General features: G+C 58.4%; 24 protein-coding genes. 12 read left to right on the top strand and 12 right to left on the bottom strand.

All coding sequences use genetic code 11. From position 1 onward, the window contains the following. Positions 1-5: 5 nt before the first annotated feature. The 3 genes from ABQ278_RS01870 to ABQ278_RS01860 form a co-directional block, all read right to left on the bottom strand. Positions 6-1,256, bottom strand: a complete 1,251-nt coding sequence (locus ABQ278_RS01870; protein ID WP_349320946.1) for a glycosyltransferase family 87 protein — start codon at positions 1,254-1,256, stop codon at positions 6-8. A 56-nt stretch (positions 1,257-1,312) separates the two neighbouring features. Further along, positions 1,313-2,413 carry an aromatic ring-hydroxylating dioxygenase subunit alpha gene (locus tag ABQ278_RS01865; RefSeq protein WP_349320945.1) on the bottom strand — a complete coding sequence of 367 codons (1,101 nt, stop codon included), beginning with the start codon at positions 2,411-2,413 and terminating at the stop codon, positions 1,313-1,315. 100 nt (positions 2,414-2,513) lie between these two features. Continuing rightward, positions 2,514-3,368, bottom strand: coding sequence for an NAD(P)/FAD-dependent oxidoreductase (locus ABQ278_RS01860; protein ID WP_349320944.1), 855 nt, complete (start codon positions 3,366-3,368; stop codon positions 2,514-2,516). A gap of 184 nt (positions 3,369-3,552) precedes the next feature. Here ABQ278_RS01860 and ABQ278_RS01855 point away from each other — a divergent pair, with 184 nt between their 5' ends. The 3 genes from ABQ278_RS01855 to rarD all read left to right on the top strand — a co-directional run bounded on the left by ABQ278_RS01855 (position 3,553) and on the right by rarD (position 6,160). Further along, positions 3,553-3,954 (top strand): response regulator, encoded by a 402-nt coding sequence (locus ABQ278_RS01855; protein WP_155847607.1) that lies wholly within the window; start codon positions 3,553-3,555, stop codon positions 3,952-3,954. 158 nt (positions 3,955-4,112) lie between these two features. After that, positions 4,113-5,141 (top strand): aspartate-semialdehyde dehydrogenase, encoded by a 1,029-nt coding sequence (locus ABQ278_RS01850; protein ID WP_018081722.1) that lies wholly within the window; start codon positions 4,113-4,115, stop codon positions 5,139-5,141. Positions 5,142-5,257: 116 nt separating this feature from the next. Further along, on the top strand, positions 5,258-6,160 hold the full coding sequence (gene rarD / locus ABQ278_RS01845; RefSeq protein ID WP_349320943.1) for an EamA family transporter RarD: 903 nt from the start codon (positions 5,258-5,260) through the stop codon (positions 6,158-6,160). 3 nt (positions 6,161-6,163) lie between these two features. Here the strand turns inward: rarD and ABQ278_RS01840 are convergent, their stop codons facing one another. Together ABQ278_RS01840 and ABQ278_RS01835 are read right to left on the bottom strand one after the other, a co-directional pair. After that, on the bottom strand, positions 6,164-6,559 hold the full coding sequence (locus ABQ278_RS01840; RefSeq protein WP_349320942.1) for a hypothetical protein: 396 nt from the start codon (positions 6,557-6,559) through the stop codon (positions 6,164-6,166). Beyond that, entirely contained in the window at positions 6,559-7,695 is a 1,137-nt protein-coding gene (locus ABQ278_RS01835) for a serine hydrolase domain-containing protein (RefSeq protein ID WP_349320941.1), read from the bottom strand. The genes ABQ278_RS01840 and ABQ278_RS01835 overlap by 1 nt, the downstream gene beginning before the upstream one ends. 151 nt (positions 7,696-7,846) lie before the next feature. On the opposite strand from ABQ278_RS01835, the gene ABQ278_RS01830 reads away from it, so the two are divergent. Both ABQ278_RS01830 and ABQ278_RS01825 read left to right on the top strand, forming a co-directional pair. Continuing rightward, a complete protein-coding gene (locus tag ABQ278_RS01830; RefSeq protein WP_349320940.1) occupies positions 7,847-8,365 on the top strand; it encodes a protoglobin domain-containing protein in 519 nt (172 codons plus the stop codon). Positions 8,366-8,426: 61 nt separating this feature from the next. Then, positions 8,427-9,239 (top strand): methyltransferase, encoded by an 813-nt coding sequence (locus ABQ278_RS01825; protein WP_349320939.1) that lies wholly within the window; start codon positions 8,427-8,429, stop codon positions 9,237-9,239. 10 nt (positions 9,240-9,249) lie between these two features. Here ABQ278_RS01825 and ABQ278_RS01820 read toward each other — a convergent pair whose 3' ends face one another. Both ABQ278_RS01820 and ABQ278_RS01815 read right to left on the bottom strand, forming a co-directional pair. Then, the gene (locus tag ABQ278_RS01820; protein WP_349320938.1) at positions 9,250-10,071 is read right to left on the bottom strand and encodes a TIGR03915 family putative DNA repair protein; all 822 of its coding nucleotides are present in this window, start codon (positions 10,069-10,071) and stop codon (positions 9,250-9,252) included. Continuing rightward, positions 10,068-11,300 (bottom strand): putative DNA modification/repair radical SAM protein, encoded by a 1,233-nt coding sequence (locus ABQ278_RS01815; RefSeq protein ID WP_349320937.1) that lies wholly within the window; start codon positions 11,298-11,300, stop codon positions 10,068-10,070. The genes ABQ278_RS01820 and ABQ278_RS01815 overlap by 4 nt, the downstream gene beginning before the upstream one ends. Positions 11,301-11,353: 53 nt before the next feature. On the opposite strand from ABQ278_RS01815, the gene cutA reads away from it, so the two are divergent. Further along, entirely contained in the window at positions 11,354-11,671 is a 318-nt protein-coding gene (gene cutA / locus ABQ278_RS01810; RefSeq protein WP_349320936.1) for a divalent-cation tolerance protein CutA, read from the top strand. A 79-nt stretch (positions 11,672-11,750) separates the two neighbouring features. After that, the gene (locus ABQ278_RS01805) at positions 11,751-12,173 is read left to right on the top strand and encodes a DUF3597 domain-containing protein (protein ID WP_349320935.1); all 423 of its coding nucleotides are present in this window, start codon (positions 11,751-11,753) and stop codon (positions 12,171-12,173) included. 128 nt (positions 12,174-12,301) lie between these two features. Here the strand turns inward: ABQ278_RS01805 and ahcY are convergent, their stop codons facing one another. Further along, entirely contained in the window at positions 12,302-13,693 is a 1,392-nt protein-coding gene (gene ahcY, locus ABQ278_RS01800; RefSeq protein ID WP_349320934.1) for an adenosylhomocysteinase, read from the bottom strand. Between the two features lie 90 nt (positions 13,694-13,783). Continuing rightward, entirely contained in the window at positions 13,784-14,890 is a 1,107-nt protein-coding gene (locus ABQ278_RS01795) for an aspartyl protease family protein (protein WP_349320933.1), read from the bottom strand. A gap of 116 nt (positions 14,891-15,006) precedes the next feature. Between ABQ278_RS01795 and bioB the strand changes: the two genes are divergently transcribed. The 5 genes from bioB to ABQ278_RS01770 all read left to right on the top strand — a co-directional run bounded on the left by bioB (position 15,007) and on the right by ABQ278_RS01770 (position 19,852). Beyond that, positions 15,007-15,984 carry a biotin synthase BioB gene (gene bioB, locus ABQ278_RS01790; RefSeq protein WP_349320932.1) on the top strand — a complete coding sequence of 326 codons (978 nt, stop codon included), beginning with the start codon at positions 15,007-15,009 and terminating at the stop codon, positions 15,982-15,984. A 20-nt stretch (positions 15,985-16,004) separates the two neighbouring features. Next, entirely contained in the window at positions 16,005-16,604 is a 600-nt protein-coding gene (locus ABQ278_RS01785) for a rhomboid family intramembrane serine protease (protein WP_349320931.1), read from the top strand. A gap of 77 nt (positions 16,605-16,681) precedes the next feature. Next, positions 16,682-18,199, top strand: a complete 1,518-nt coding sequence (locus ABQ278_RS01780) for an AMP nucleosidase (RefSeq protein ID WP_349320930.1) — start codon at positions 16,682-16,684, stop codon at positions 18,197-18,199. A 249-nt stretch (positions 18,200-18,448) separates the two neighbouring features. Then, complete coding sequence (locus ABQ278_RS01775) at positions 18,449-19,075, top strand: hypothetical protein (protein ID WP_349320929.1); 627 nt, start codon at positions 18,449-18,451, stop codon at positions 19,073-19,075. A gap of 3 nt (positions 19,076-19,078) precedes the next feature. Continuing rightward, positions 19,079-19,852 carry an anthranilate synthase component I family protein gene (locus ABQ278_RS01770; protein WP_349322197.1) on the top strand — a complete coding sequence of 258 codons (774 nt, stop codon included), beginning with the start codon at positions 19,079-19,081 and terminating at the stop codon, positions 19,850-19,852. Here ABQ278_RS01770 and ABQ278_RS01765 read toward each other — a convergent pair. The 3 genes from ABQ278_RS01765 to ABQ278_RS01755 all read right to left on the bottom strand — a co-directional run bounded on the left by ABQ278_RS01765 (position 19,849) and on the right by ABQ278_RS01755 (position 21,545). Then, positions 19,849-20,418, bottom strand: coding sequence for a TadE/TadG family type IV pilus assembly protein (locus ABQ278_RS01765; protein WP_349320928.1), 570 nt, complete (start codon positions 20,416-20,418; stop codon positions 19,849-19,851). The two genes, ABQ278_RS01770 and ABQ278_RS01765, sit on opposite strands and share 4 nt — an antisense overlap. A gap of 29 nt (positions 20,419-20,447) precedes the next feature. Then, complete coding sequence (locus ABQ278_RS01760) at positions 20,448-20,972, bottom strand: TadE/TadG family type IV pilus assembly protein (RefSeq protein WP_349320927.1); 525 nt, start codon at positions 20,970-20,972, stop codon at positions 20,448-20,450. Between the two features lie 111 nt (positions 20,973-21,083). After that, positions 21,084-21,545 (bottom strand): pilus assembly protein N-terminal domain-containing protein, encoded by a 462-nt coding sequence (locus ABQ278_RS01755; protein ID WP_349320926.1) that lies wholly within the window; start codon positions 21,543-21,545, stop codon positions 21,084-21,086. Positions 21,546-21,832 lie beyond the last annotated feature (287 nt).

The raw sequence follows: 21,832 nt of genomic DNA, 5'->3' as shown, positions 1-21,832 counted from the left end.
CTAAGTTAAGCAACAGGCTTCAAAACGGCGGGCATCGTTATGTCCGCCGTTTTTGTTATCCGGCTCTGAACGAGCATAAACATCACGCCCACCATCAGAGCGCCGACAGGTATATGCGTCATGTCGGTCAGGCCGCGCGCCAACGCCGGCAGTAAATACAGCCCTACGCACACCATCTTTTCCCATGGCCGAAACCCCTGTTGCACGCCTTGCACAATCAGCCAGGCCAGCGGCAGGGACAGCAACATCAGATCGTAATTCACCAGGAACGGGCTGAGAAGCAGGGTGACGGACACCAGCAAGGCGCCCAAAGATAGCGCATCGGGCCGGTAACGGCGGATGATAAAGACCGACCACAGAAGGGCGGTCAGGGCAATAAGGACGTGGCCGGCATAGGCTAGCCCGTTCGGAAGGCCGATGAGCTTCAGGCCTGCAAAAGCGCTTTGCATGGCCGAGGGCTCAACCAGCCCCCTGTCCAGGGTTTCACGCGCCAAGTGGCTGTTGGCGAAAAAGGCCATATAGCCTTCCTGACCCACCACGAAGAAGGCCGCCAGAGACAGAGCAGCGGTGCTGAAACCTGTGGCGAAAAAGGTTTTCCAGCGCCCGTCGGCCGCCAGAACAAACGGAATGGCGATGGCCAGTTGCGGCTTGATCACCAGCAGGCCGAACACCAGCCCGGAAAGCACCGGCGCGCGTTGCAGCAACAGGCATCCGCCGGCCCCGATGGCCGTGGTCAGGGCGGCGTTCTGGCCGCAGGCGATGTTCACCCACAGGCCAGGAAAGGCGATCAAAGGCAACCAGACGCCCGTGATATCCGGCATCATGCGCTTCACCCACAGGTGCAGCAGCCTGACAGCGGCCAGGGTCGTAGTCGCCATCGCCACCACGACTGACCAGCCATAGGTCAGAAGGGCCAGAGGCATACAGACCAGCAAATAGGCCGGCGGATAGAAAAAAGCCCAATAGCCATTCAGTTGACGATCGAAGACCGTGTCTTGCGCGGCCTCGTGCAGCTCCGGCCGCCACGCATCGGCGGCATGCCCCGCGAGCGCCAGTTTGGAGGCGGTATAGAAGCTGATATAATCGCCGCCGAACGGCACCCCGAACCTGTCAATCAAGCCGTGCCCCGTCACCAGACGCGTGACAATCGGCAGAATGCCAATCAGCAGGAAGGTGATCACGGCGTAGAGGCGCACGCTTCTGGCGTTCAGCCAGTCGGCGTCACGAATCTGGGATAAGGCGTTTGAGAGGGCCAAAAGCGGGTCTCCGGCAGCAGGAACCCGCACCCTGACAGCAAAAGCTCAAATGGCGGTTAAGACGTCCACTTTAAGGTGGTGGCCTTCACCGGATTGACGAACGGGCGCTTTTCAGCGCGCGACTGCATCCATTCACGCTTGATCTGTTGATACCACTTGGCCTGGGTATCGGCGTCATCAATCCAAATCAGTGACCTGTCGTATTTCAGGCCCTCATTCTGCAGATTAACCATGTCGCCGTCCTGCTTAAGGAAAGCCTTGGCGCCGTAGCGGAACAAAGGTGCTATGAAGCGGAAGAGGCCGTGATCCGACCAGAAGATCTGCGTGATGCGCGTTCTGTTGTCGTCAATCGGCGTCAGGCAGGTCAGGCCCAGAACCTGCTGAGTGCCGATCTCGATATGCTCATAGCGGATGCCCGGCAGACGGAAGGTGATCTCGGTGGCCGGCGCGCCCCCAAGGATCTTGTAGGCCCGGCTGTTCGAGGATGGCGCGTGGCGCACCATCGAGAAACCGAACTCGCGCGGCTCGAACTGCTTGATCTTGGAAAGCTGCTTCTTGGCCGAGCGCCACCACCACTGCTGATGCACATAGGGACCGTGCGCCGGGTCCATCAGGCCCACGACAGCGTGGTCGATATGGCTGTCGAAATCCATAGTCTCGACGATAATAGGTTTGCCACCGACCACACCGGGAAGAATAGGCGGCTCATGATCAGGCTCGGTGGGGCGGCGCGGATCGGCGGTGATATAGATCCAGACAATGCCCTGCTGCTCGCGGATGGCATAGTTGCGCACACGGATCTTCTCGATATCCATCGGCTGATCGGCGGTCAGTGAGGGGATGCTCTTGCAGGTGCCCTGCGTATCGAAGGTCCAGCCATGATAGCAGCATTGTACGACGCATCCCCCGCCCTTGCCATCGCGGACCATCTCGCCGGCGGATAAGGGGGCGGCGCGGTGCGGACAGATATCGCGCACGGCATAGACCTTGCCATCAAGATCGCGCGCCAGCAGGACGGGTTCGCCAAGGATGACATAACGTTGCAGCTTACCGGCCACCAGATCACCGGAAAGCGCGGCAAACCACCAGCAATCCTTCAGGAAGCCCTGTCCGAAGGCGATTTTTGCAGAGGTGGCAGGGGCGGCTTGATCAGGCATGGGGCATCTTCGGCTGTGACAGTATCGGCAGTATAGATAGCATAGCCCGAAACCGCAAACAGCGCGACATTTTCGCACTGCGGCAAGAAAGTTCTGCGCCTTACCTCGCCAATGCCAGGGAAATCTGTTTTGCCACCTGCACCCCATGCGCCGCCGCGGTGGTGACGCATGGATGCCAGTAGTTCGTGACCTCGCCACACGCATAGACGCCGGGGACGCTGGTTGCGCCGAAGCGATCGACATCGATATAGCCGTCCAGCCGTCGCAGCTCCAGGCCCTCTGGCACCACCGCCTCGAAGCCATACATGACGCCAAACGCATCGAACAATTCGCCATTGACCGTCATGCCGACCTGATCCGCCGTGTAATCGCCGATGACCACCCGCACATCGGTGATCATGTTCTGCAACAGCTTCTGCGCGCGCGGAGCCTTGCGAGAGAAAATCGTCACCTGGCCGCCACGATCGCGCACAAAGCGCGCCTGATCAAAGGCGTTATCGCCGCCGCCAAGGATGGCGACCTTGCAGCCCCTCACCTCCAGCGCCTCCATCGCCACGCCGGGCCCAATAGCGACATTAGGGGCCGGTCGAAATCCGCCGGCGCGCGGCGTAGAGCCCGTCGCCAGGACGAGATAGGGCGCGAACAGAAAGCCCGCATCCGTCTGCACCGCCAGACCATCTTCGGACACCCAAAGTGCCGGTGTACTGACGCGCAGTTCAACGCTTAAAGCTTCGGCATGGGCGGCAAGGCTGGCGGCGACCTCCTGGCCGGTGCGGCCCTGCACCCCTGGTATCCATAAATTCTCATAGGGGCTGCGCATTTGCAGTCCGCCCAACCGATCGGAGGCTTCGAGGACCGCAGGCGCCAAACCTAACTTTTTCAGCCAGATGGCGCACGACAGACCCGCCGGTCCGCCACCGATAATGATCACGTCTCTGTTTTTGCTGCCGCTCATGCATAGGTCCAGAATCACGGGCATAGTTTATGCAGGAAAGTCCTTCGCGGCCCGTCTTTTTCTCAAAATGAGCCGTATAAAAAAGCAATGTCCTTGTTCAGGTTTGGATAAGACACATATTGTATAAGAATGTTACAGGTCGCGATTCATCATCCATGAGCCGGCCCAAGTGGAGGATAAGGTTGTGAGACTGTTGTGCGTTGAAGACAATTCGACCCTGCGCAAGATGATCGATCTCATGTTGGCGCCGACCGGTATCGACGTCGATTTCGCCGCCGATGGCGTTGAAGCCGTCGAAGCGTACCAAATCAACGAATATGACGCCGTCCTCATGGATATGGAAATGCCGGTGATGTCGGGCATCAAGGCGGTAAAGGCCATTCGTCAGATGGAAGACGGCCATAACCTCGGCTACACGCCCATTCTTTTTCTGAGTGGCAATGAAAGCGCCGAACATGTCGATCAGGGCTTTGAAGCCGGCGGCGACGGTCATCTCAGCAAGCCTTTCACCACCGAAGCGCTGATTGGCGCGCTCGATGGCGTGTTGCGCTCCGCCAACCGCCATGGCCTCCAGGCTTGGCGCTAAAGGGCGTTAAAGATTGGGCGCTAAAAATACCGCCAAATCCGACACATTAGCCGCCAATAACCCACCGGTTAGCAATTCGTTCTTGTAAAACGCCTGAAAAGGGCTCATTTGCGCCCTGCGCAGACTGTCTGCGTGAAAGACATTACAGGAGTGGTAGTATGGGTTATCGGGTCGCCGTAGTCGGCGCCACCGGCGCTGTGGGTCGTGAAATGATGACGATCCTTGAAGAAGTGAACTTCCCCGTTACAGATATTTACGCGGTCGCTTCGCGTAAATCGGTGGGTATTGAGATTTCCTTCGGCACAAAAACCCTGAAATGCCTCGACCTCGAAACATTCGACTTCACAAAAGTCGATATCGTGCTGATGAGCGCCGGTGGCGACGTCTCCAAGGCCTGGTCGGAAAAGATCGGCAAGCTCGGCCCCATCGTTATCGACAATTCGTCGGCCTGGCGCATGGATCCGGACGTGCCTCTGATCATTCCGGAAGTGAATCCGGATGCGGTCTGGCACGCCAAGAAGAAGAACATCATCGCCAATCCGAACTGCTCGACCATCCAGATGCTGACGGTTCTGAAGCCGCTGCACGATGCCGCGCAGATCAAGCGCATCGTCGTCTCGACCTACCAGTCGGTGGCCGGCGCCGGCAAGGCGGGCATGGACGAACTGTGGGATCAGACCAAGGCCATCTATGGCATGGGCGACAAGACCCCGAAGAAGTTCACCAAACAGATAGCCTTCAACGTCATTCCGCACATCGACGTCTTCATGGAAGACGGCTCGACCAAGGAAGAGTGGAAGATGGTCGTGGAAACCCACAAGATCATGGACCCGACCATAGAGGTCACCGCCACCTGCGTGCGCGTGCCAGTGTTCGTCGGCCACTCGGAATCGATCAATGTCGAGTTCGAGAGCCCGCTCGATGAGCGCGAAGCCCGCGAAATCCTGCGTGAAGCCCCCGGCGTCGCCGTGGTCGACAAGCGCGAGCCCGGCGGCTACATCACGCCGATCGAAGTGGTCGGCGAGTTCGACACCTACGTATCGCGCATCCGCAACGACCCGACCGTACCCTATGGCCTGAACCTTTGGTGCGCTTCGGACAACCTGCGTAAAGGCGCGGCGCTCAACGCCGTGCAGATCGCACAACTGCTCGACGAACGCGGTGTCATCGTTTCCGTAGACGCTTAAATTTCACAAATTGTGATGTTTGAAGCCGGCGGAACCATCAGGTTCCGCCGGCTTTTTCGTTTTGCTCTGAGGAACTTAAAGGTGCCTCAGGCACTTTCTTTTCCGGATATACGTCCATGCCTACGCGTACCTCACGGCTCAGTTCCCCGATCAGCCTGGCCATCTTCTGTTACCTGATCTGGGGCTTCGTGCCGCTGTTCTACATGCCGATTCATGCCTTTGGCGGTGGCGCGCTTGAGATCATTGCCCACCGTTCGGTATGGGCGCTGGTGTGGGCAGGCGGCCTCGTCTTCCTGACGAAGCAATGGCCCGATGTCTTCGCGGCCTTTGCCTCAGCGCATCTGCGCACCATGTTGCTGATCACCTCAATTCTGGTGGCCACCAACTGGGGCGTCTATGTCTGGGCGGTGACCAACGGCCACACCATCGAGTCCTCGCTGGGCTATTATCTCAACCCGCTTTTGAACATGGCGGCGGGCGCGGTGCTCTTCAAAGAGCGCCTCGATAACTGGGGCAAAAGCGCCATCGCACTGGCAGCCGCAGGCGTTGTTATCCAGGCGTTCGCCATCGGGCATGTGCCGTGGATTGCCCTGACCCTGGCGGTGACCTTTGGCTCCTACGGCATCCTGCGCAAACAACTGGTCGTGCCGGCGCTGGCGGGACTGTTCGTCGAATGCGCCTATCTCTTTCTGCCGGCGCTGATCTATCTGGTATGGTTTGAGTCCCACGGACAAGGGCACTTCTTTGTGCCGTCGCAAGCCTTCTGGTTTATCCTGACCGGCCCCATAACCGTGCTGCCGCTGGCGCTCTTTTCCTATGTGGCGCGCAGGCTGCCGCTTTCGACCATGGGCTTTATCCAGTTTATTGGCCCGACCAGCACACTGGTCATCGGCCTGTTCCAGGGCGAGCCGTTCACCCTGCTGCGCGGCGTGTCTTTCGCCTTTATCTGGGCCGGCGCGATGGTATTTGCGTTTGGGGCGTGGAGACGGTTGAAGGCGATCAAGGTGGCTACAATTTAGCCTTTAATTACGATGGAGTTCGTAATGGTCACGATTGGCTATGTGCCATTCGTTCTGCTCATCCGTGTAACCGAGCAAGGTGCCTTCCATGCGCTCCAGCGTATCATTCCAATCACATTGTTCAGACAGTCGCCACATCAACTCGTAAGCCTTGAACCGCCACTCCTCTCCTGGCAGGGCGAACAAGACAAAGTGTAGTTCCACGCCTTGCTGGGTACAAACCCAATCATAGCGCATTAACTGGCCATTTTTTACATGCCTTTTAAAAGGCTGGTCGCCCAAATAAAAGGCTTCATCCTCGCCTTCACGGTACGAAAAGGCCGCGAAAGGCTTGGTTCCCGCCAGCATAAGCTTCAACTCATGATTGGTATGAGGCTTATACGGACGTTTTGCCTTCATCACAAACAACCATACAACTTGTCGATCAGCCCGACCGGACGCGGATCGCCGATCAGATAGGCCGACTGCTTGTTCATCACATAACCGACGCTCAGGCGCTTTTCCGGGTCGGCCATGGCGCACGAACCGCCCCAGCCGCTATGACCCAGCGCGCGGTCGTTCGGCCCATAGATCTTGAGGCCGGTGTTGCGCAGGAAGCCTGCCGCCCACGACAGCTTGAACGGCAGAACGCGATCCTGGCCATAGACGCGTTCGCGCGTCGCCTGCCCCAGCGTGCTGACCGACAGGATGCGCTGCCCCTGCAGCGAGCCACCGCTGGCGACGATAGCCATAAACTGCGCCAGAGAGAGCGCCGTGGCGTGCGTATTGGCCGATGGTATCTCCATACGGCGCCAATCCGCGGAGCCCTTGCCGGCAGGGGCCGAGCCCTTGTCGAGAAAGGCCGCCTGTTTGATGGCGTCGAGCGTGCCGAGATCAGGCGCGGTGGTCGGTTTCTGCATGACCGCGATGCGCGGGGCATACGCATCGGGCGTACCGATCATCAGATCGAGACCGAACTTGCCGGCGATATCTTCGCGCAGAGCGGTGCCCATGCTGCGGCCATCGACGCGACGGAAAACCTCGCCCAGCAGATAACCGCCGGCTATGGGGTGGTAGCCCGATCCCTCACCCGGCGTCCACAAGGGCGCCTGCTCACACAGGGCTTTCAGGGTGGCCTCAACATCGAACCAGATCATCGGGCCCTGCGGCGGCGAGAATCCCGGCAAACCGCCCTGATGCGAGATCAGTTGCCCGACCGTAATGCCGGCCTTGCCGTTCTGGCCAAACTCCGGCCAATAGTGCGATACCGGCGTCTCGTAATCGAGCTTGCCGGCCTCAACCAGCCGCGCGATCAGCACCGCCATCACCGCCTTACCGGTCGAAAACACCGGCGTCAGCGTCGTATCGCTGAACGGCACGGCGCCTTCGCGGTCGGCCTGACCGGCCCAGATATCGAGCACCGCCTCACCCTCGATCACCGCCGAAAATCGCGCGCCGCGTTCTTTGCCCTCTTTGAAATTGGTCGCGAAGGCGTCCTTTACGGCAGCGAATTTCGGCGGACAGACGCCACCAATCTCAAGCGGGCTTTCGGCCATGAACGATCTCCGGACGGATACTGAAACGACTGTGTCTATGTAGTGGTATATTTAGCCTCAGGGCAAACCGCAACAGGGATTAGTTAACCCTTAAACCCCTATACCCTTATAAAATTTGTGATTATCGCGTACCAGTAAGGAGTACAAACCCATGAGCCATCTCACCGCCACCGACATGGACCGCGCCACCAAGCTGTCCTTGTACCAGATCGATGACAGATGTCGCGCTCATGCCGCCGGCCATCAGGCCTTCATCATGGCCCTGCTGCCAGAGGCCATGGATCAGTTTTATACTCACATCACCAGCTATGACGCGATCAGGGCCTTTTTCACCGATGCCGACCACATCGTCAGGGCCAAGCACCTTCAGTCGCAGCATTGGGCCCTGATCACCGCCGCGAATTTCGACGACGTCTATCACGACTCCGTTTTACGCGTTGGCATGGCGCACTATCGCCTGGGCCTGCCACCCAAGCTCTATATTGCCTCCTACAGCGTGCTGATGACCACGCTTGGCACACTCATCCATGACCGCTACGCCGAACACTTTCCCGACGCGCCGGCTTCGGCCGCCTTTCAACTGGTGCAGGATATGTCGCGGCTGCTGATCTACGACATGGAATGCGCCATCACGGCCTATGTCGATAATACCAATAGCATCTATCTCTGACCAATTGTGAGGCGACAAGCCTGGATGAATTTGATATCCATTCACAAAACAGGAGGATATCATGCCCACGCCCTATATCGGCCGCCGTACCCTTGTCGCCGCATTCGCCGCCCTCAGCCTCACCTCCGCCCTGCCCGCGTTCGCCGCCGATCCGGCGCTTGCCGCTGCGGTAGATGGCGCCTGGCGCAGCGATGCCAATAAGGCCCGCGACGCCTATCGCCATCCGGTTGATGCCCTCACCTTCTGGGGCCTCAAGCCCGGCATGACAATCGTCGAAGTCGATCCCGGCGCCAAGGGCTGGTGGACCGAAATCCTCGCACCTTACGCCAAGGCGACCGGCGGCCATTACATCGCCGCCCTGCGTAATCCCAAGGATGAGAACTTCTGGAAAGAGGTCGCCGATTCATCCGTTTACGGCGCCGTCTCGGCCAAAACCCTGACGCCGGACGGCAGCGACCTGCCGACAAATTCCGCCGACTTCCTGCTGGTGGCGCGCGCCTTCCACAACTGGTCGAGGCAGGGTGCAACCACCGACACCTATATGAAGATCTTCTTCGACACCTTGAAGCCCGGCGGCATCCTGGCGGTGGAGCAACACCGCGCGCCTGAAGGCTCTGCCCCCAAGGCCGGCACCGGCTACGTGCCGGAATCCTACGTGATCGCCGCCGCTGAGAAGGCTGGCTTCGTGCTTGATGGCAAGTCCGAGATCAACGCCAATCCGAAGGATACCCGCGACCATCCCTTCGGTGTCTGGACCCTTCCACCTGTGCGCCAGAGCAAGAACGACACCCGCAACCTGACCGAGGCCGAGCGCGCGCACTATGACGCCATCGGGGAATCGGATCGCATGACGTTGAAATTCAAAAAACCATAAGGTCGGCGGCTCAGGCTTTGCGAGACTGGAGCCGGGCATGAAAAACGGGCGCGCTGTCGCTGGCGGCGTGTTCGGCCATCTCGCGCACGCGCTGTTCGGCGCCAGCGATCAGTTCTGGAATCAGCACGGTTTCCGGCAGATTTTTCCAGTATTTCTTCGGCATCTCGGTCTGCATCATTTTCACCTTGAGCCGCGCCGGATTGAAGATATTGGCGTAATAGGTGCGCCATAAATCGTCGGCGTCGTCCATGATATCGGGCTGCTCGGCCGGTTCATCGCAGAAACGCACGCTTTCACCATCCCAGGCGACCGAGCCTTTAGGCGTGGCGATCATCCAGTCCATATCGGTGAAACGGCGCTGAAAGAAGCCGGCATTGCGCGCCACGATCCAGTGATCCGGCTCGAACCAGGCCACAAAGGCGCGACGCGGCCCTTGCGCCGGCACTTCCTTAAAGCGCACGAAAGCGTGCATCTTGTGACCGTCGCGATGGACCGAGCGATTGAGCGCGTGAGCGCGCGCCACGTCCGGATCGGACTTGATCAGGAGCAGGTTTTTATCACTTTGCAGCCGCCACAGCAGGCAATAGGCAAGAGCAAAACGCGACGGATCGCTGTGGCAGATCAGGCTCTCGGCCAGCGGCAGGAAGTCCTTCGGCACGGAGACGCGATGGGCTGCGGATCCGGGCGCCGGCACTAGCGGAAACAACTCCTGGCCAACAGCCTCTTCGCTGAGCCAGTCGATATCACGCGGATCTACACCCTGCGCCAGCAGACCGCGCGCGGCGTCACGCCATTCGCCAAAGTCACCACGGGCACGTAGAACGACTCTCATAAAAGGCTCAGTTGCACAGGTTCGGGCAGGAACATGGTGCGCAAATCAGCGCGATCGATCAGCTTGGCGGGCGTCCAGCCGGCGGCCTCGATAAAGGCCTGCACCTTCTTGATCGACACCTTCAATCGCGCCAGATCGTCAAGCGCCAGACGCTTGAAACGGCGGGTATTGAGAATGGCGGTCACCGTCTTGACGCCAAAGCCAGGCACGCGCAGCAGCATCTCCTTGTCGGCCATATTGATATCGACCGGAAAGCGTGCGCGGTTTTCCAGCGCCCAGGCCAGTTTCGGATCGACGGCCAGGTCAAGCATCCCGTCCGGGCGCGCGGCGGTAATTTCATCAATTCCAAAACTATAGAATCGATAAAGCCAGTCGGCCTGGTAGAGGCGGTGTTCGCGCATCAGGGGCGGTTTGATCAGCGGCAGGGCCTTGGAGGCATCGGGAATGGGCGAGAAGGCCGAATAATAGACACGCCGCATCCGGTGACGGTCATAAAGACCGGCGCTGGCGCCCAGGATAGTGGCGTCACTGGCCTGATCGGCGCCGATGATCATCTGCGTGCTTTGGCCCGCCGGCACAAAGCGCTTGCGGCGCTTGGTCTGCAAGGTTGGCTCGCTCGCCTCGTCGATCTTCGCTTTCAGTTCACCCATGGAGCGACGGATATTGGCCGGATGCTTTTGCGGTGCGAAGGCCTCGACCCCGGCATCGGTCGGCAGTTCGATATTGATCGACAAACGATCGGCGAAAAGACCCGCCTCCTCGATCAGTCTGGCCGAGGCTTCGGGGATGGTCTTGAGGTGGATATAGCCACGAAAATTGTGCTTGAGCCGCAGGTCACGGGCGATCCGCACCATCTGCTCCATAGTGTAGTCGGAACTCTGGATAATGCCCGACGACAGGAACAGCCCCTCGATATAGTTGCGACGGTAAAATTCGAGCGTCAGCCACACCACCTCTTCCGGCGAAAAGCGCGCGCGTTCGACATTCGACGACGACCGGTTGATGCAATAGGCGCAGTCATAGATGCAGAAATTGGTCATCAGAATCTTGAGCAGCGAGATGCAGCGGCCATCGGGCGCATAGGCGTGGCAGATGCCAGAGCCTTCGGTCGATCCCAGGCCGCCGGAAGCCGAGGAGTCGCGCTTGCTGGTGCCTGATGAGGCGCAGGACGCATCATATTTCGCCGCGTCGGAAAGAATAGCCAGCCGAACCTTAAGCGTCTTTTTCATTTGTTCATGCTATGTTCTTTTGGCAAATGGGTCAATAGATGTATGCTGACGATATGAGCGATATTGTTACCGTTTCGATTGCCTGCGCCAATGAAGCCGAAGCCCAGAGCCTGACCGGTCTGCTGGTGACGGCGCGACTGGCCGCCTGCGTGCAGAGCCATGAAATCCGTTCGACCTACCGCTGGAAGGGCGGGATAGATACGGCCAACGAGATCATGCTGACCGCCAAGACCCTCTTGGAAAAGCTGCCGATGCTGGAAAAGCTGGTCAAGCAGCATCACAGCTATGATGTACCGGAAATTCTCGCCGTGCCGGTGGCCTGGGCCAGCGCGGATTATGCGGCGTGGTTGCGCGAAGCTCTTGAGGTTTGACGCAAAGCCCTTATCGCATTTTTACAATCGACTGGCCTACAGAGACAGGCAGGGGGTTTGGCACGACGGAGTAAAGCTTATGAGCATTTTTAGCCAAATCAAGGATTTCATCTTTCACAAACACGGCGACCAGATTGTTCCGGCGCCACGGCAACCGATACCGGCCGAAGAGTCTCTCCATACGTCCGAAGCCATTGCACCGGCCACCACCGTGGCGGACCCGATGCCGGCGCCGGTCATGGAGCAGGTCGATGTCGCGGCCATTCTCGATCAGGAAAACGCCAAGCATGATCCGAAGTTCAACTGGCGCATGTCGATCGTCGATCTGTTGAAGCTGATCGGACTGGAGTCGGATCTTGGCGTTCGTCAGGCCCTGGCCGAAGAACTGGGCTTTACCGGCGATATCCGCCATTCGGGCGCTATGAATGTCTGGCTGCACAAGCAGGTCATGCAGAAGCTAGCCGAAAATGGCGGCAAGGTGCCGTCCGAACTTAAGAACTAATTGGGTTTGGGGTCGTGACCCCATAAACCTTGCCTTCAAAAGAAAACCCCGGTCGTAAGAGACCGGGGCTTTCTTTTGAAAAGGCAAAGACTTGGGGCCACAAGATACGTGCTTTGGCCCCAAACCCCTTAGTAGCGATAGTGATCCGGCTTGTAAGGACCGTCGACCGGCACGCCGATGTAGTCGGCCTGTTCCTGATTGAGCACAGTCAGCTTAGCGCCAAGCTTGGCCAGGTGCAGCAGCGCGACCTTTTCATCGAGGTGCTTCGGCAAGGTATAGACCGACTTCTCGTACTTCGAAGCGTTGGTCCACAGTTCGATCTGCGCCAGGGTCTGGTTGGTGAACGAGGCCGACATCACGAAGGACGGGTGGCCCGTGGCGTTACCAAGATTGACCAGACGGCCTTCGGACAGGAGGATGATCTTCTTGCCATCCGGGAATTCGACGTGGTGGACCTGAGGCTTGATTTCGTCCCACTTGTAATTCTTCAGGGCAGCGACCTGAATTTCCGAGTCGAAGTGACCGATATTGCAGACAATGGCGTTGTGCTTCATCTCGCGCATATGCTCAAGGCGCAGCACGTCCTTGTTGCCGGTGCAGGTGACGAAGATGTCGGCGTTTGCGGCCACCTCTTCCATGGTGCGGACTTCATAGCCTTCCATGGCGGCTTGCAGGGCGCAGATCGGATCGACTTCGGTGACGATGACGCGGGCGCCACCGTTACGCAAGCTTGCAGCCGAACCCTTGCCGACATCGCCATAACCGAGGACAACAGCGACCTTGCCGGCCAGCATGACGTCGGTGGCGCGGCGGATGGCGTCGACCAGCGACTCACGGCAGCCGTAGAGGTTGTCGAACTTCGACTTGGTGACCGAGTTGTTGACGTTGATGGCCGGGAAAGGCAGTTCGCCCTTTTGCGCCATGGCATAGAGACGGTGAACGCCCGTGGTGGTTTCTTCCGAAACGCCGGTGATCGCCTTGGCGATGGCCGAATAGAAGCCGGGCTTCTCGGCGATATAGCGCTTCATGACCTTGTAGAGCGCTTCTTCTTCTTCGTTCTGCGGATTGCTGAGCAGCGACAGGTCTTTTTCAGCCTTCGGGCCAAGCACACAAAGAAGCGTGGCGTCGCCGCCGTCATCGAGGATCAGATTCGGATAACCGCCATCGTGCCATTCGAAGATCTTGTGGGCATAATCCCAGTATTCTTCCAGGGTTTCGCCCTTGGTGGCGAAGACGGGCGTGCCGGTGGCGGCGATAGCGGCGGCAGCGTGATCCTGCGTCGAGAAAATGTTGCAAGAGGCCCAGCGCACTTCGGCGCCCAGGGCTTGCAGGGTTTCGATCAGCACGGCGGTCTGGATCGTCATGTGCAGCGAACCGGCGATGCGTGCGCCTTTCAGCGTTTGCGTCGGGCCGAATTCGGCGCGCGTGGCCATCAGGCCCGGCATTTCGCCTTCGGCGATGTCGATTTCCTTGCGGCCAAAGGCGGCAAGCGAGATGTCTTTGACAATGTAGTCAGCCATGATGGGGTGTCCCGTTTTGTAAGATATGTAACCGCTTATAGCGTCAGACAGCCATTATGGCAATAAAGATATAAAGATATCTTTATATGGTCAATAATAATCAGCCAGATCCAGAGTACGGGTTTCGCCGCTGGCGGTGCTCAGGCGCACCGAGCGACGCGCCGGATCGCGTTTCCAGTCACCCGCGGCATCCGCACGCCCGTCGTCAACCGCGGTGATGATGTCGTTGGCTTTCCAGCCGGCGCGATCTGCCGGGCTGCCGGGCGCCACAAAGACCACCCTAAGCCCTTGCGCATCGGGCAGGTAGGCAAGGCCTGCACGTTCCCGGGCAAAGGGCCGGGCAAGCGCTTCATCAGTTGCCGACAGCCATAGTTTCGAGGCCGCCAGGCTCCACACCGAATGACAGCGCATCAACAGTTCGACCCCAATGGCCGCATCGCTGTCCTGCTGGAATTGGGCGATTCCGGTGGGAACATGGGCGAATGCATAGTCACCGATCGAGACCGTGCGCATGCTGGTCATCTCGATCTTGTAGATGCCGGAAAGATCGGCACTGATCCATTGCGACACCGGTCGGTCACGCAGAAGGCCATGCTTTTCGGCCCACGAGCGCCGTACCGTCAGAGCGTCATTGCTGCCGGTATCGACATGGGCGCGCAGACGCTTACCTTCGATGGTGATATCAACGCTGAGGCCATGCGATGAGGCAGTCAGCGGAATGGCCGACATACCGCCGGGAACATCACCGGCATAATCCGTCGAGAGCCGCGCATAGCCGGTGGCGATATCGAGATCGAGCCGAAAGGCTTCCAGTAGATCGCAGCCGAGCAGGACATCGAACGGCCGGCCATTGGCACGCAATTGGCCCAGCGCCAGGGTAGGGGTGAAGACCGCCTCGCCCAGCGTGACGCGAACCGGCGCGGTCACCGCCATGCGGCCGGCGGCATAGACCAGATTGACGTCGATGCGGCTGCGTGGATGCAAACCGAGCTCCGCCGCCACGCCGGAATCGATGACGCTTTGCGTGGCGCCGCAATCAAACAGGGCGATCAGGGTGCGTCCCTTGATGCGCACGGGCAGGGTGAAACCATCACCCGACATCGTCATGACGATACGTCCGGCCTCGGCAGCACGAACGGTCGTGGCCAGGGTCATGGCGCTCAGACTAGCCAGAAACAAACGTCGATTGAGGTGCATGAAAAGCTCCGGTTGGCCGGCGACGCTATATCACGAAGAAAGCGGAAATATGGTTTTGCTTTGACCGGAGCAAGGTTTGGACTAAACCTCCCTCATATATCTAAGGAGCCTGCCCCATGAACGCACCCGCCTTTACCCTGCGCCACGACTGGACGACCGCAGAGATCGCTGCCTTATTCGACCTACCCTTCATGGAGCTGGTGTTTCAGGCGGCCAGCGTGCATCGCCAGCATTTCGATCCGTCGGAAGTGCAGTTGTCGCAATTGCTCTCTGTGAAAACGGGTGGCTGCGCGGAAAATTGCGGCTACTGTTCGCAATCGGCGCATTTCGACACCGGCCTGAAAGCCGGCAAGCTGATGGCGGTCGAAAAGGTTCTGTCTGAGGCCAGGGCCGCGAAGGAGGGCGGCGCGCAGCGTTTCTGCATGGGCGCGGCGTGGCGCGACCTGAAAGACCGCGACGTGCCGGCGCTGGCCGCCATGATCGGCGGCGTGAAAGCCATGGGGCTGGAGACCTGTGCAACGCTGGGCATGATCACACCGGATCAGGCACAGGCGCTGAAAGACGCCGGCCTCGATTACTACAACCACAATCTCGATGCGTCGCCGGAATATTATGAGTTCGTGGTGACGACCCGCACCTACCAGGAACGCCTCGATACGCTGCAGGCCGTGGCTGATGTCGGCATGAAGACCTGCTGCGGCGGCATTATGGGCATGGGCGAGGCGCGTTCTGACCGGGTATCGTTCCTGCACCAACTGGCCACCCTGCCCCATCATCCGGATTCGATCCCTATCAACAATCTGGTCGCCATTTCCGGTACGCCTTTGGGTGACAAGGTGGGGACTGAGGGCGGCATTTCGGGCATCGAATTTGTCCGCACCATAGCGGTGGCGCGGATCATCTGCCCGAAGTCGATGGTGCGCCTGTCGGCCGGTCGCAACGAGATGAGTGAGGAACTGCAAGCGCTGTGTTTCATGGCCGGCGCCAACTCGATCTTTATCGGTGACACCCTCTTGACCACGCCCAATCCGCAGCGCGGCACCGACGCCCATCTGCTGCGCGAACTGGGTTTGCGACCGATGGCGGGGCAATAGCCAAACATGGGGGGGGAAACATGAAAACCTATTTTTCCTTGTCCACGACATGGGCTGCAAGCCTGATTGTTGTCTGGCTGCTGGTAGCGCATGCGCTAGGACAATCGTTCTGGATGCAGCAATCATCGCGTGACCTGGTGGCTTTCGGTGCCATCAAGGGCGCGAACTTCAGGCCGGATGACATTTGGCGGCTGCTCGTTTCGCAATGGCTGCACGTGAAATTCCCGCATATGCTGCTTAACGCCCTCATCATCGCATGCGTCGGCAGTGCGGCAGAAAAGCAAACAGGTACAATCTTTGCGCCTCTGATTGGGCTGACGGGCGGTGTACTAGGGCAATATTGTGCCGTCCTACTCGAACCGCAGGGCTTTATTTCCGGAGCCTCACAAGCCTATATGAGCCTTTGCGGTCTTGCATTGGTCACCATACGCTGGCGGTCTATCGGCGGAATCATTGGTTGCCTGGGTGTGATGATTGGCGTCGGCCTCGATGTATTTGTCAGCGACACTGGCCTGATCAAGATCGGCCATCTAGCCGGACTGATTTTCGGCCTTCTCTCCGGCCTTACCATAAGACTTTTGAAGATATGGAATCGCAAAGACATCACTCGGCACACATAGGGTCAGTTCTCTTGAGGAGATGTAATCGCGTCTTGACCGTCATAGAAAATTGACGGTCGGCGTGTTATTGTAACGGCATGAAAAAAGATAAGAAAAAGGCCGCGCAAAAGGACAAGGCGTCCCCTTCCGCGGCAACTATCGTCGCTCAGCTCCACACGATCTATGCCGATGCCGTCAGCGCCCTGCAAGCCGATCTGCACGCCTATCTGGAGCAGAAGGAAAAACCGTCGCGTTCGCTTCGTAAGGCTGGGCGCTACTGTTATCCCAAGCTGACCGTGGTGTGGAAAGGCGTGCTCGATGAAGACGACGAAGCGCTGATCCTCAACAACCGCCATCCGGAGGTCAATCGCGCCTATGCCCGTTTCTCACGGCCCGGCACCTATTCCTCTTCGATCACGCGACCGGATGTTTTCGGCAGCTATATCGAAGAACAGCTCGAACTGCTGATTCGCGATTACGGCGCCGAATGTTCGGTGTCGCTGTCCGATCAGGAAATCCCCTACCCTTACGTGCTGGATGGCGCCGGACTCGATCTCAACAGCGTCTCCGCCATTGATTTATCCAGGCATTTCCCGGCTACCGAACTGGCCCTGATCGGCAACGAAGTAGCTGACGGCATCGACTTCATCGACGCGTTGGGCCACCGCCCATTGGCGCTGTTCGATGGCCTGCGTACCGATTTTTCGCTGGCACGCCTGCGCCACTATACCGGCACACCCGCCGAGCATACGCAAAGCTATATCCTGCTGACCAACTATAACCGCTATGTCGATGTCTTCGTCGCCTACGCGCTGGAGCAACTGAAATTGCCCGACAGCCCCTATACGGCGCTGTCCTGTTGCGGCAATTTCACGATCACCAAGGAAACGGTCAATCCGGAGGATATCATCGCCGCATCGCCGTGGCGGAAGCACCAGATGCCGGCCTATCACCTGATGGCGGAAGGTCACAAAGGCATATCCCTGGTCAATATCGGCGTCGGCCCCTCCAACGCCAAGAACATCACCGACCATCTGGCGGTCATGCGACCGCACGCCTGGCTGATGATCGGTCACTGCGGCGGATTGCGCGCGTCGCAAAGCATCGGCGATTACGTGCTGGCCCACGCCTATCTGCGCGACGATCATGTGATGGACGATGTGCTGCCGATCGAGATTCCCATTCCGCCGATTGCCGAAGTGCAACAGGCCTTTCACGAGGCGGCGGTACGCATTACCCGTCAGGATGGCGAGGATCTCAAGAAACGCCTGCGCACCGGTACGCTGGTCACCACCGACGACCGTAACTGGGAACTGAAATATTCGCTATCGGCCAAGCGCTTTTCGCAATCGCGCGCCATCGCCATCGATATGGAATCCGCCACCCTAGCGGCGCAGGGCTATCGCTTCCGTGTACCCTACGGGACGCTGTTATGCGTTTCCGACAAACCGCTGCATGGTGAACTGAAACTGCCGGGCCAGGCCAATCTGTTTTATGAGCGCGCCATTGCTGAGCATATCCAGATCGGCATCGAGACGGTCAGCATCCTGCGTGATTTCGGCTCTAAACTGCACAGCCGCAAGCTCAGAGCCTTCGACGAGCCGCCGTTCAGGTGATTGGGCGACCACCCGCCTGAGCCAATGCGAGGCGCCATGGAGGACACCTAGTCCGGCGCTTGAGCTATAATATGAAAGAAAAGGAGCGGATTGCAGTCAGGCAAACCGCTCCAGTCAGATCAATGGACCTCCATCCATAGGATTGGTCGATGCGGGCGGGCGTTGCTCAACGCGGGCTTGTCGCCACCGGCTATATCCTGATATCATTCTGAGCCTTTTAGCTTTCACTATCGAATCAAGTTGCTGTGAATGTTGCCGTTTTCGGCTATCTCCCTAAGTTATGTCACCCGTAAGTCCCTGCCCTATGAGGCGGTGGGCGCACGCCTGCAAGGCTGGCTGGAGCACGCTTTTGCGGCGGGATTCCTGTCCGATGGCGGGGCTTTGGGGCGTTACAGTTACCTGCTGGCGCAACCGATAGCGCAGGGTCAGATCACCTATGACGATCCGCGCGAAACGGCGGATTTCCTGCGTGAGGTGACCGCTTTCCTGCCGGATCGTGACGCGTCGATCACGCCAGATCACGAGAACTGGCCGCCTTTTACCGGCGGACTGATCGGCATGGCATCTTTTGAGCTAGGCCTGCGTCTCGAAGGCATGAAGCGCCGGCCCTTCCGCATCGAAGGCCGCAAGCCGTGGCCCGAACTCGTGACTTTGTGCTATCCGGCGGTGCTGGTCTTCGATCATCACGCGCACACCCTGACCGCTATGGGTCGAGGTTCTACGCCTGCCGAGGCCGAAGCTGCGCGCGACAGCCTGGCCGCTCTCTATGCCGTGACGCCGATAGCCGAGGGGCTCAACGGCCCGTTCAGCGATGGTCCGCTGCATTTGGAAACACCCGACGAGGTGCACGAGGACAAGGTGGCGGCGTTGATTTAGCAGATTCACGCCGGCGATCTGTTCCAGGCCAACCTGGCACGCGGCTGGAGCGGAAAGCTCAAAACCGGCGTCACGCCCGGACAGGTGATGTCAGCCCTGCAGACCTCCGGCGCGGCTCCCTTCGGCGGTTTTCTGAACCTGGGCGAACGCTGCATTCTGTCGAACAGCCCGGAGCGCTTTATCCGGCTCGATAGCGCGGGCGATCTGGAGACCCGGCCGATCAAGGGCACCCGTCCACGCGGCAAGACACCGGATGAAGACACAGGGTTCGCCTCCGAACTGACTTTGAGCGAAAAAGACCGCGCTGAAAACCTGATGATCGTTGATCTGATGCGCCATGATCTCTCGCGTGTCGCCGAGGTCGGCAGCGTCAGGGTCACCGCCCTGCATGCGCTCGAAACCTATCCCAATGTCCATCACCTTGTCTCTACGGTGACGGCGCGCTTAAGCCCCGGTAAGACGGCAGCCGATGTGTTGTGCGCCACCTTCCCGCCGGGGTCTATTTCCGGCGCGCCCAAGGTGCAGGCCATGAAGGTTATTTACGAGATGGAGGCGGCGCGCGGCCCCTATTGCGGCTCGCTCTTCTTTATCGATGCCAACGGCGCCATGGACTCCAACGTGCTGATCCGCACACTGGCGCTCGAACGCGACGATGACCAGCGCTGGCATGTCAGGGCCTGCGCAGGGGGAGGTATCGTTGCTGACAGCGAACCTGTGTCCGAACGTATAGAGACACAAACAAAGCTATCGCTGATCAGGTCCGTAATGGAGGGTTAGCACCCTGAACACACCACCGCCGCACCGTTGCGCGGATGGTGATAGAAGGTATTGTTAAAAATCGTGCCGTCTTTCACGAAGACAGCCTTGATAGGCGAATTGTAGGTGTACTCCACATCCGTAACGATCAGGCTTTCACCTGCGGCGATTTGGGTATTCTTGATCGCCCTGATTTCAGCAGCATCGTCGGTCAATCTCGTCCAGTTAGACGCCCTGCTCCACTGAACCTCGGCAGAAGTTCCCGCAGCATTCATCTTGACCGAGGTGATGCGCATCTTGAGCAGGACCGATGGCTGCCCTGCCGTAGGTGTTGTGGGGAAAGGCTGCATCATGCTGTTGGCAATCGCCCACAGGTCTGTAATATTGGCGCTCGTCAGGGTCTCGGATTGCGCCGCTAGATCGCCGATCGTCGCGGCCAGGTGGGAGGTGCGGCGTGACGCCATCATGCCCATAGTCACATCAGCCATGCCGAGATAGGCCAGGATGAGGATGGGCGCCACAAACGCAAACTCGATCGTCGACACTCCGCCCGCGTCGCGGATAAATGTCCGGACCTTAAGCGTCATCACTTGTCTAAGTCTGGAAAGCGATATCATCAGAAGGGCTCATTTCTGAAAATAACGGTCGATGTGATGACGATGTCCTTGTTGCTGAGGCTGTTAAAACCCCCTTGCAGCAAGGGTGTGAACATCGGCCATTCGTAATAGACGCGCGCCATCTGAATCTCAGAACCTTTGCCGATGTCGCACCTTTCGCCAAAGGTCCATTCGCCATCAACGACGGGCGGCGGCGCCGCGGCCACCAGGGCAAAACTGTCAAATTTCCGCACATCTATGCGGAGGCTCGCCTTACACCTGCCACTCATCAACGACATATTGGCGCAGACAAGATCCTTGAAGCCGTCGACCGTGGTACTTGACGAAATCGTACCTGTGCGAATTTGGCGCGAAGCCATATTAGTCGCATTATCAAGCGTGACAGATAACAGGATGACCATGGCCAGTTCGATACAGGCACATATCATAAAGATCAGCGGACCGGCCACAAGCGCGAACTCCAGGGCGGCGGCACCACGTGAATCGTTTGCCCATTTTCTGAAAGTAGCCAGCCTTGCCAGCATGTGATGTCGCGCCCTTATTCCAAAGCTGGCGATCACTCTATACAACTGAGGTCAATAGTCCGTTAAGGCGCAGTCATTCAGATTAAGAACTCAGTCTCTACAATAAAGAACTTACTGAACCTGCATGATCGTAGGCGCGCCAGAGGTGACCGGCGCCGGGCTGAGAACGGCTGGAGACGCACCGCTGCCGGAATTGGTGGCTGTCGCTTCTTCAGAAATGCAAACATTTGAGCACACCATCAGAGACGGTGTCAGGCCCTTATAGACCGTAATGGCCCCCTTCTGGACGGCGGTCACGACAATCTCGCCATCAAACAGGACGCGCCCGCCGCGATCGGTGATGGTAACCTGACTATTACCATAGCCCTTGCCCATAACATAGACGGTACGCGAGTTGATGATGGTGACATCGGCGATCTCAGGGTTGGCAACAATGACAGCACCCGCTGATCCGGATAGCGCCAGTCGCTGCGAGTGGTTCTTTTCCACCATCAGGCGTTGGGCAGCCGTTGCCGAGGTGGTGGCCAGGGACGCAAGCGCGAAGGCCAGAACGCCGATCAGTTTCATAGTCATGTGTTTGGTCATCCTAAGACTTATATCCAAGCTTCCCTCAACGCCGGCAGCAGGCCTTATAGACTATATAGAGCGCCCAAAAAGACCGCATCACACCGTGCCTGCGCCAGACCCTGCATACTTTATATATAGAAGTACTGAGGGGTTGGTTAGGAAAGACTGTAAATAACAAATGTTTAAATTTGCTAAACGCAATATTAACTACAAAAAATACGCATTAATACAATCAGAAACATTGTTAATTTAAGTTAAGGTTAATTCAAATTAATGGTTATTATAGATTAACT

It is taken from the genome of Asticcacaulis sp. MM231 (assembly GCF_964186625.1).
Classification (GTDB): domain Bacteria; phylum Pseudomonadota; class Alphaproteobacteria; order Caulobacterales; family Caulobacteraceae; genus Asticcacaulis.
Note: the sequence above shows the minus strand (reverse complement) of the source record. Positions and strands in the feature narration are given on the sequence as shown.

Bases quoted from the DNA above. Each gene is read 5' to 3' on its own strand.
- ABQ278_RS01865 (WP_349320945.1), bottom strand. From the start codon at position 2,413: ATGCCTGATCAAGCCGCCCCTGCCACCTCTGCAAAAATCGCCTTCGGA.
- ABQ278_RS01860 (WP_349320944.1), bottom strand. From the start codon at position 3,368: ATGAGCGGCAGCAAAAACAGAGACGTGATCATTATCGGTGGCGGACCG.
- ABQ278_RS01850 (WP_018081722.1), top strand. From the start codon at position 4,113: ATGGGTTATCGGGTCGCCGTAGTCGGCGCCACCGGCGCTGTGGGTCGT.
- rarD (WP_349320943.1), top strand. From the start codon at position 5,258: ATGCCTACGCGTACCTCACGGCTCAGTTCCCCGATCAGCCTGGCCATC.
- ABQ278_RS01840 (WP_349320942.1), bottom strand. From the start codon at position 6,559: ATGAAGGCAAAACGTCCGTATAAGCCTCATACCAATCATGAGTTGAAG.
- ABQ278_RS01835 (WP_349320941.1), bottom strand. From the start codon at position 7,695: ATGGCCGAAAGCCCGCTTGAGATTGGTGGCGTCTGTCCGCCGAAATTC.
- ABQ278_RS01830 (WP_349320940.1), top strand. From the start codon at position 7,847: ATGAGCCATCTCACCGCCACCGACATGGACCGCGCCACCAAGCTGTCC.
- ABQ278_RS01825 (WP_349320939.1), top strand. From the start codon at position 8,427: ATGCCCACGCCCTATATCGGCCGCCGTACCCTTGTCGCCGCATTCGCC.
- ABQ278_RS01820 (WP_349320938.1), bottom strand. From the start codon at position 10,071: ATGAGAGTCGTTCTACGTGCCCGTGGTGACTTTGGCGAATGGCGTGAC.
- ABQ278_RS01815 (WP_349320937.1), bottom strand. From the start codon at position 11,300: ATGAAAAAGACGCTTAAGGTTCGGCTGGCTATTCTTTCCGACGCGGCG.
- cutA (WP_349320936.1), top strand. From the start codon at position 11,354: ATGAGCGATATTGTTACCGTTTCGATTGCCTGCGCCAATGAAGCCGAA.
- ABQ278_RS01805 (WP_349320935.1), top strand. From the start codon at position 11,751: ATGAGCATTTTTAGCCAAATCAAGGATTTCATCTTTCACAAACACGGC.
- ahcY (WP_349320934.1), bottom strand. From the start codon at position 13,693: ATGGCTGACTACATTGTCAAAGACATCTCGCTTGCCGCCTTTGGCCGC.
- ABQ278_RS01795 (WP_349320933.1), bottom strand. From the start codon at position 14,890: ATGCACCTCAATCGACGTTTGTTTCTGGCTAGTCTGAGCGCCATGACC.
- bioB (WP_349320932.1), top strand. From the start codon at position 15,007: ATGAACGCACCCGCCTTTACCCTGCGCCACGACTGGACGACCGCAGAG.
- ABQ278_RS01785 (WP_349320931.1), top strand. From the start codon at position 16,005: ATGAAAACCTATTTTTCCTTGTCCACGACATGGGCTGCAAGCCTGATT.
- ABQ278_RS01780 (WP_349320930.1), top strand. From the start codon at position 16,682: ATGAAAAAAGATAAGAAAAAGGCCGCGCAAAAGGACAAGGCGTCCCCT.
- ABQ278_RS01775 (WP_349320929.1), top strand. From the start codon at position 18,449: ATGTTGCCGTTTTCGGCTATCTCCCTAAGTTATGTCACCCGTAAGTCC.
- ABQ278_RS01765 (WP_349320928.1), bottom strand. From the start codon at position 20,418: ATGACGCTTAAGGTCCGGACATTTATCCGCGACGCGGGCGGAGTGTCG.
- ABQ278_RS01760 (WP_349320927.1), bottom strand. From the start codon at position 20,972: ATGCTGGCAAGGCTGGCTACTTTCAGAAAATGGGCAAACGATTCACGT.
- ABQ278_RS01755 (WP_349320926.1), bottom strand. From the start codon at position 21,545: ATGACTATGAAACTGATCGGCGTTCTGGCCTTCGCGCTTGCGTCCCTG.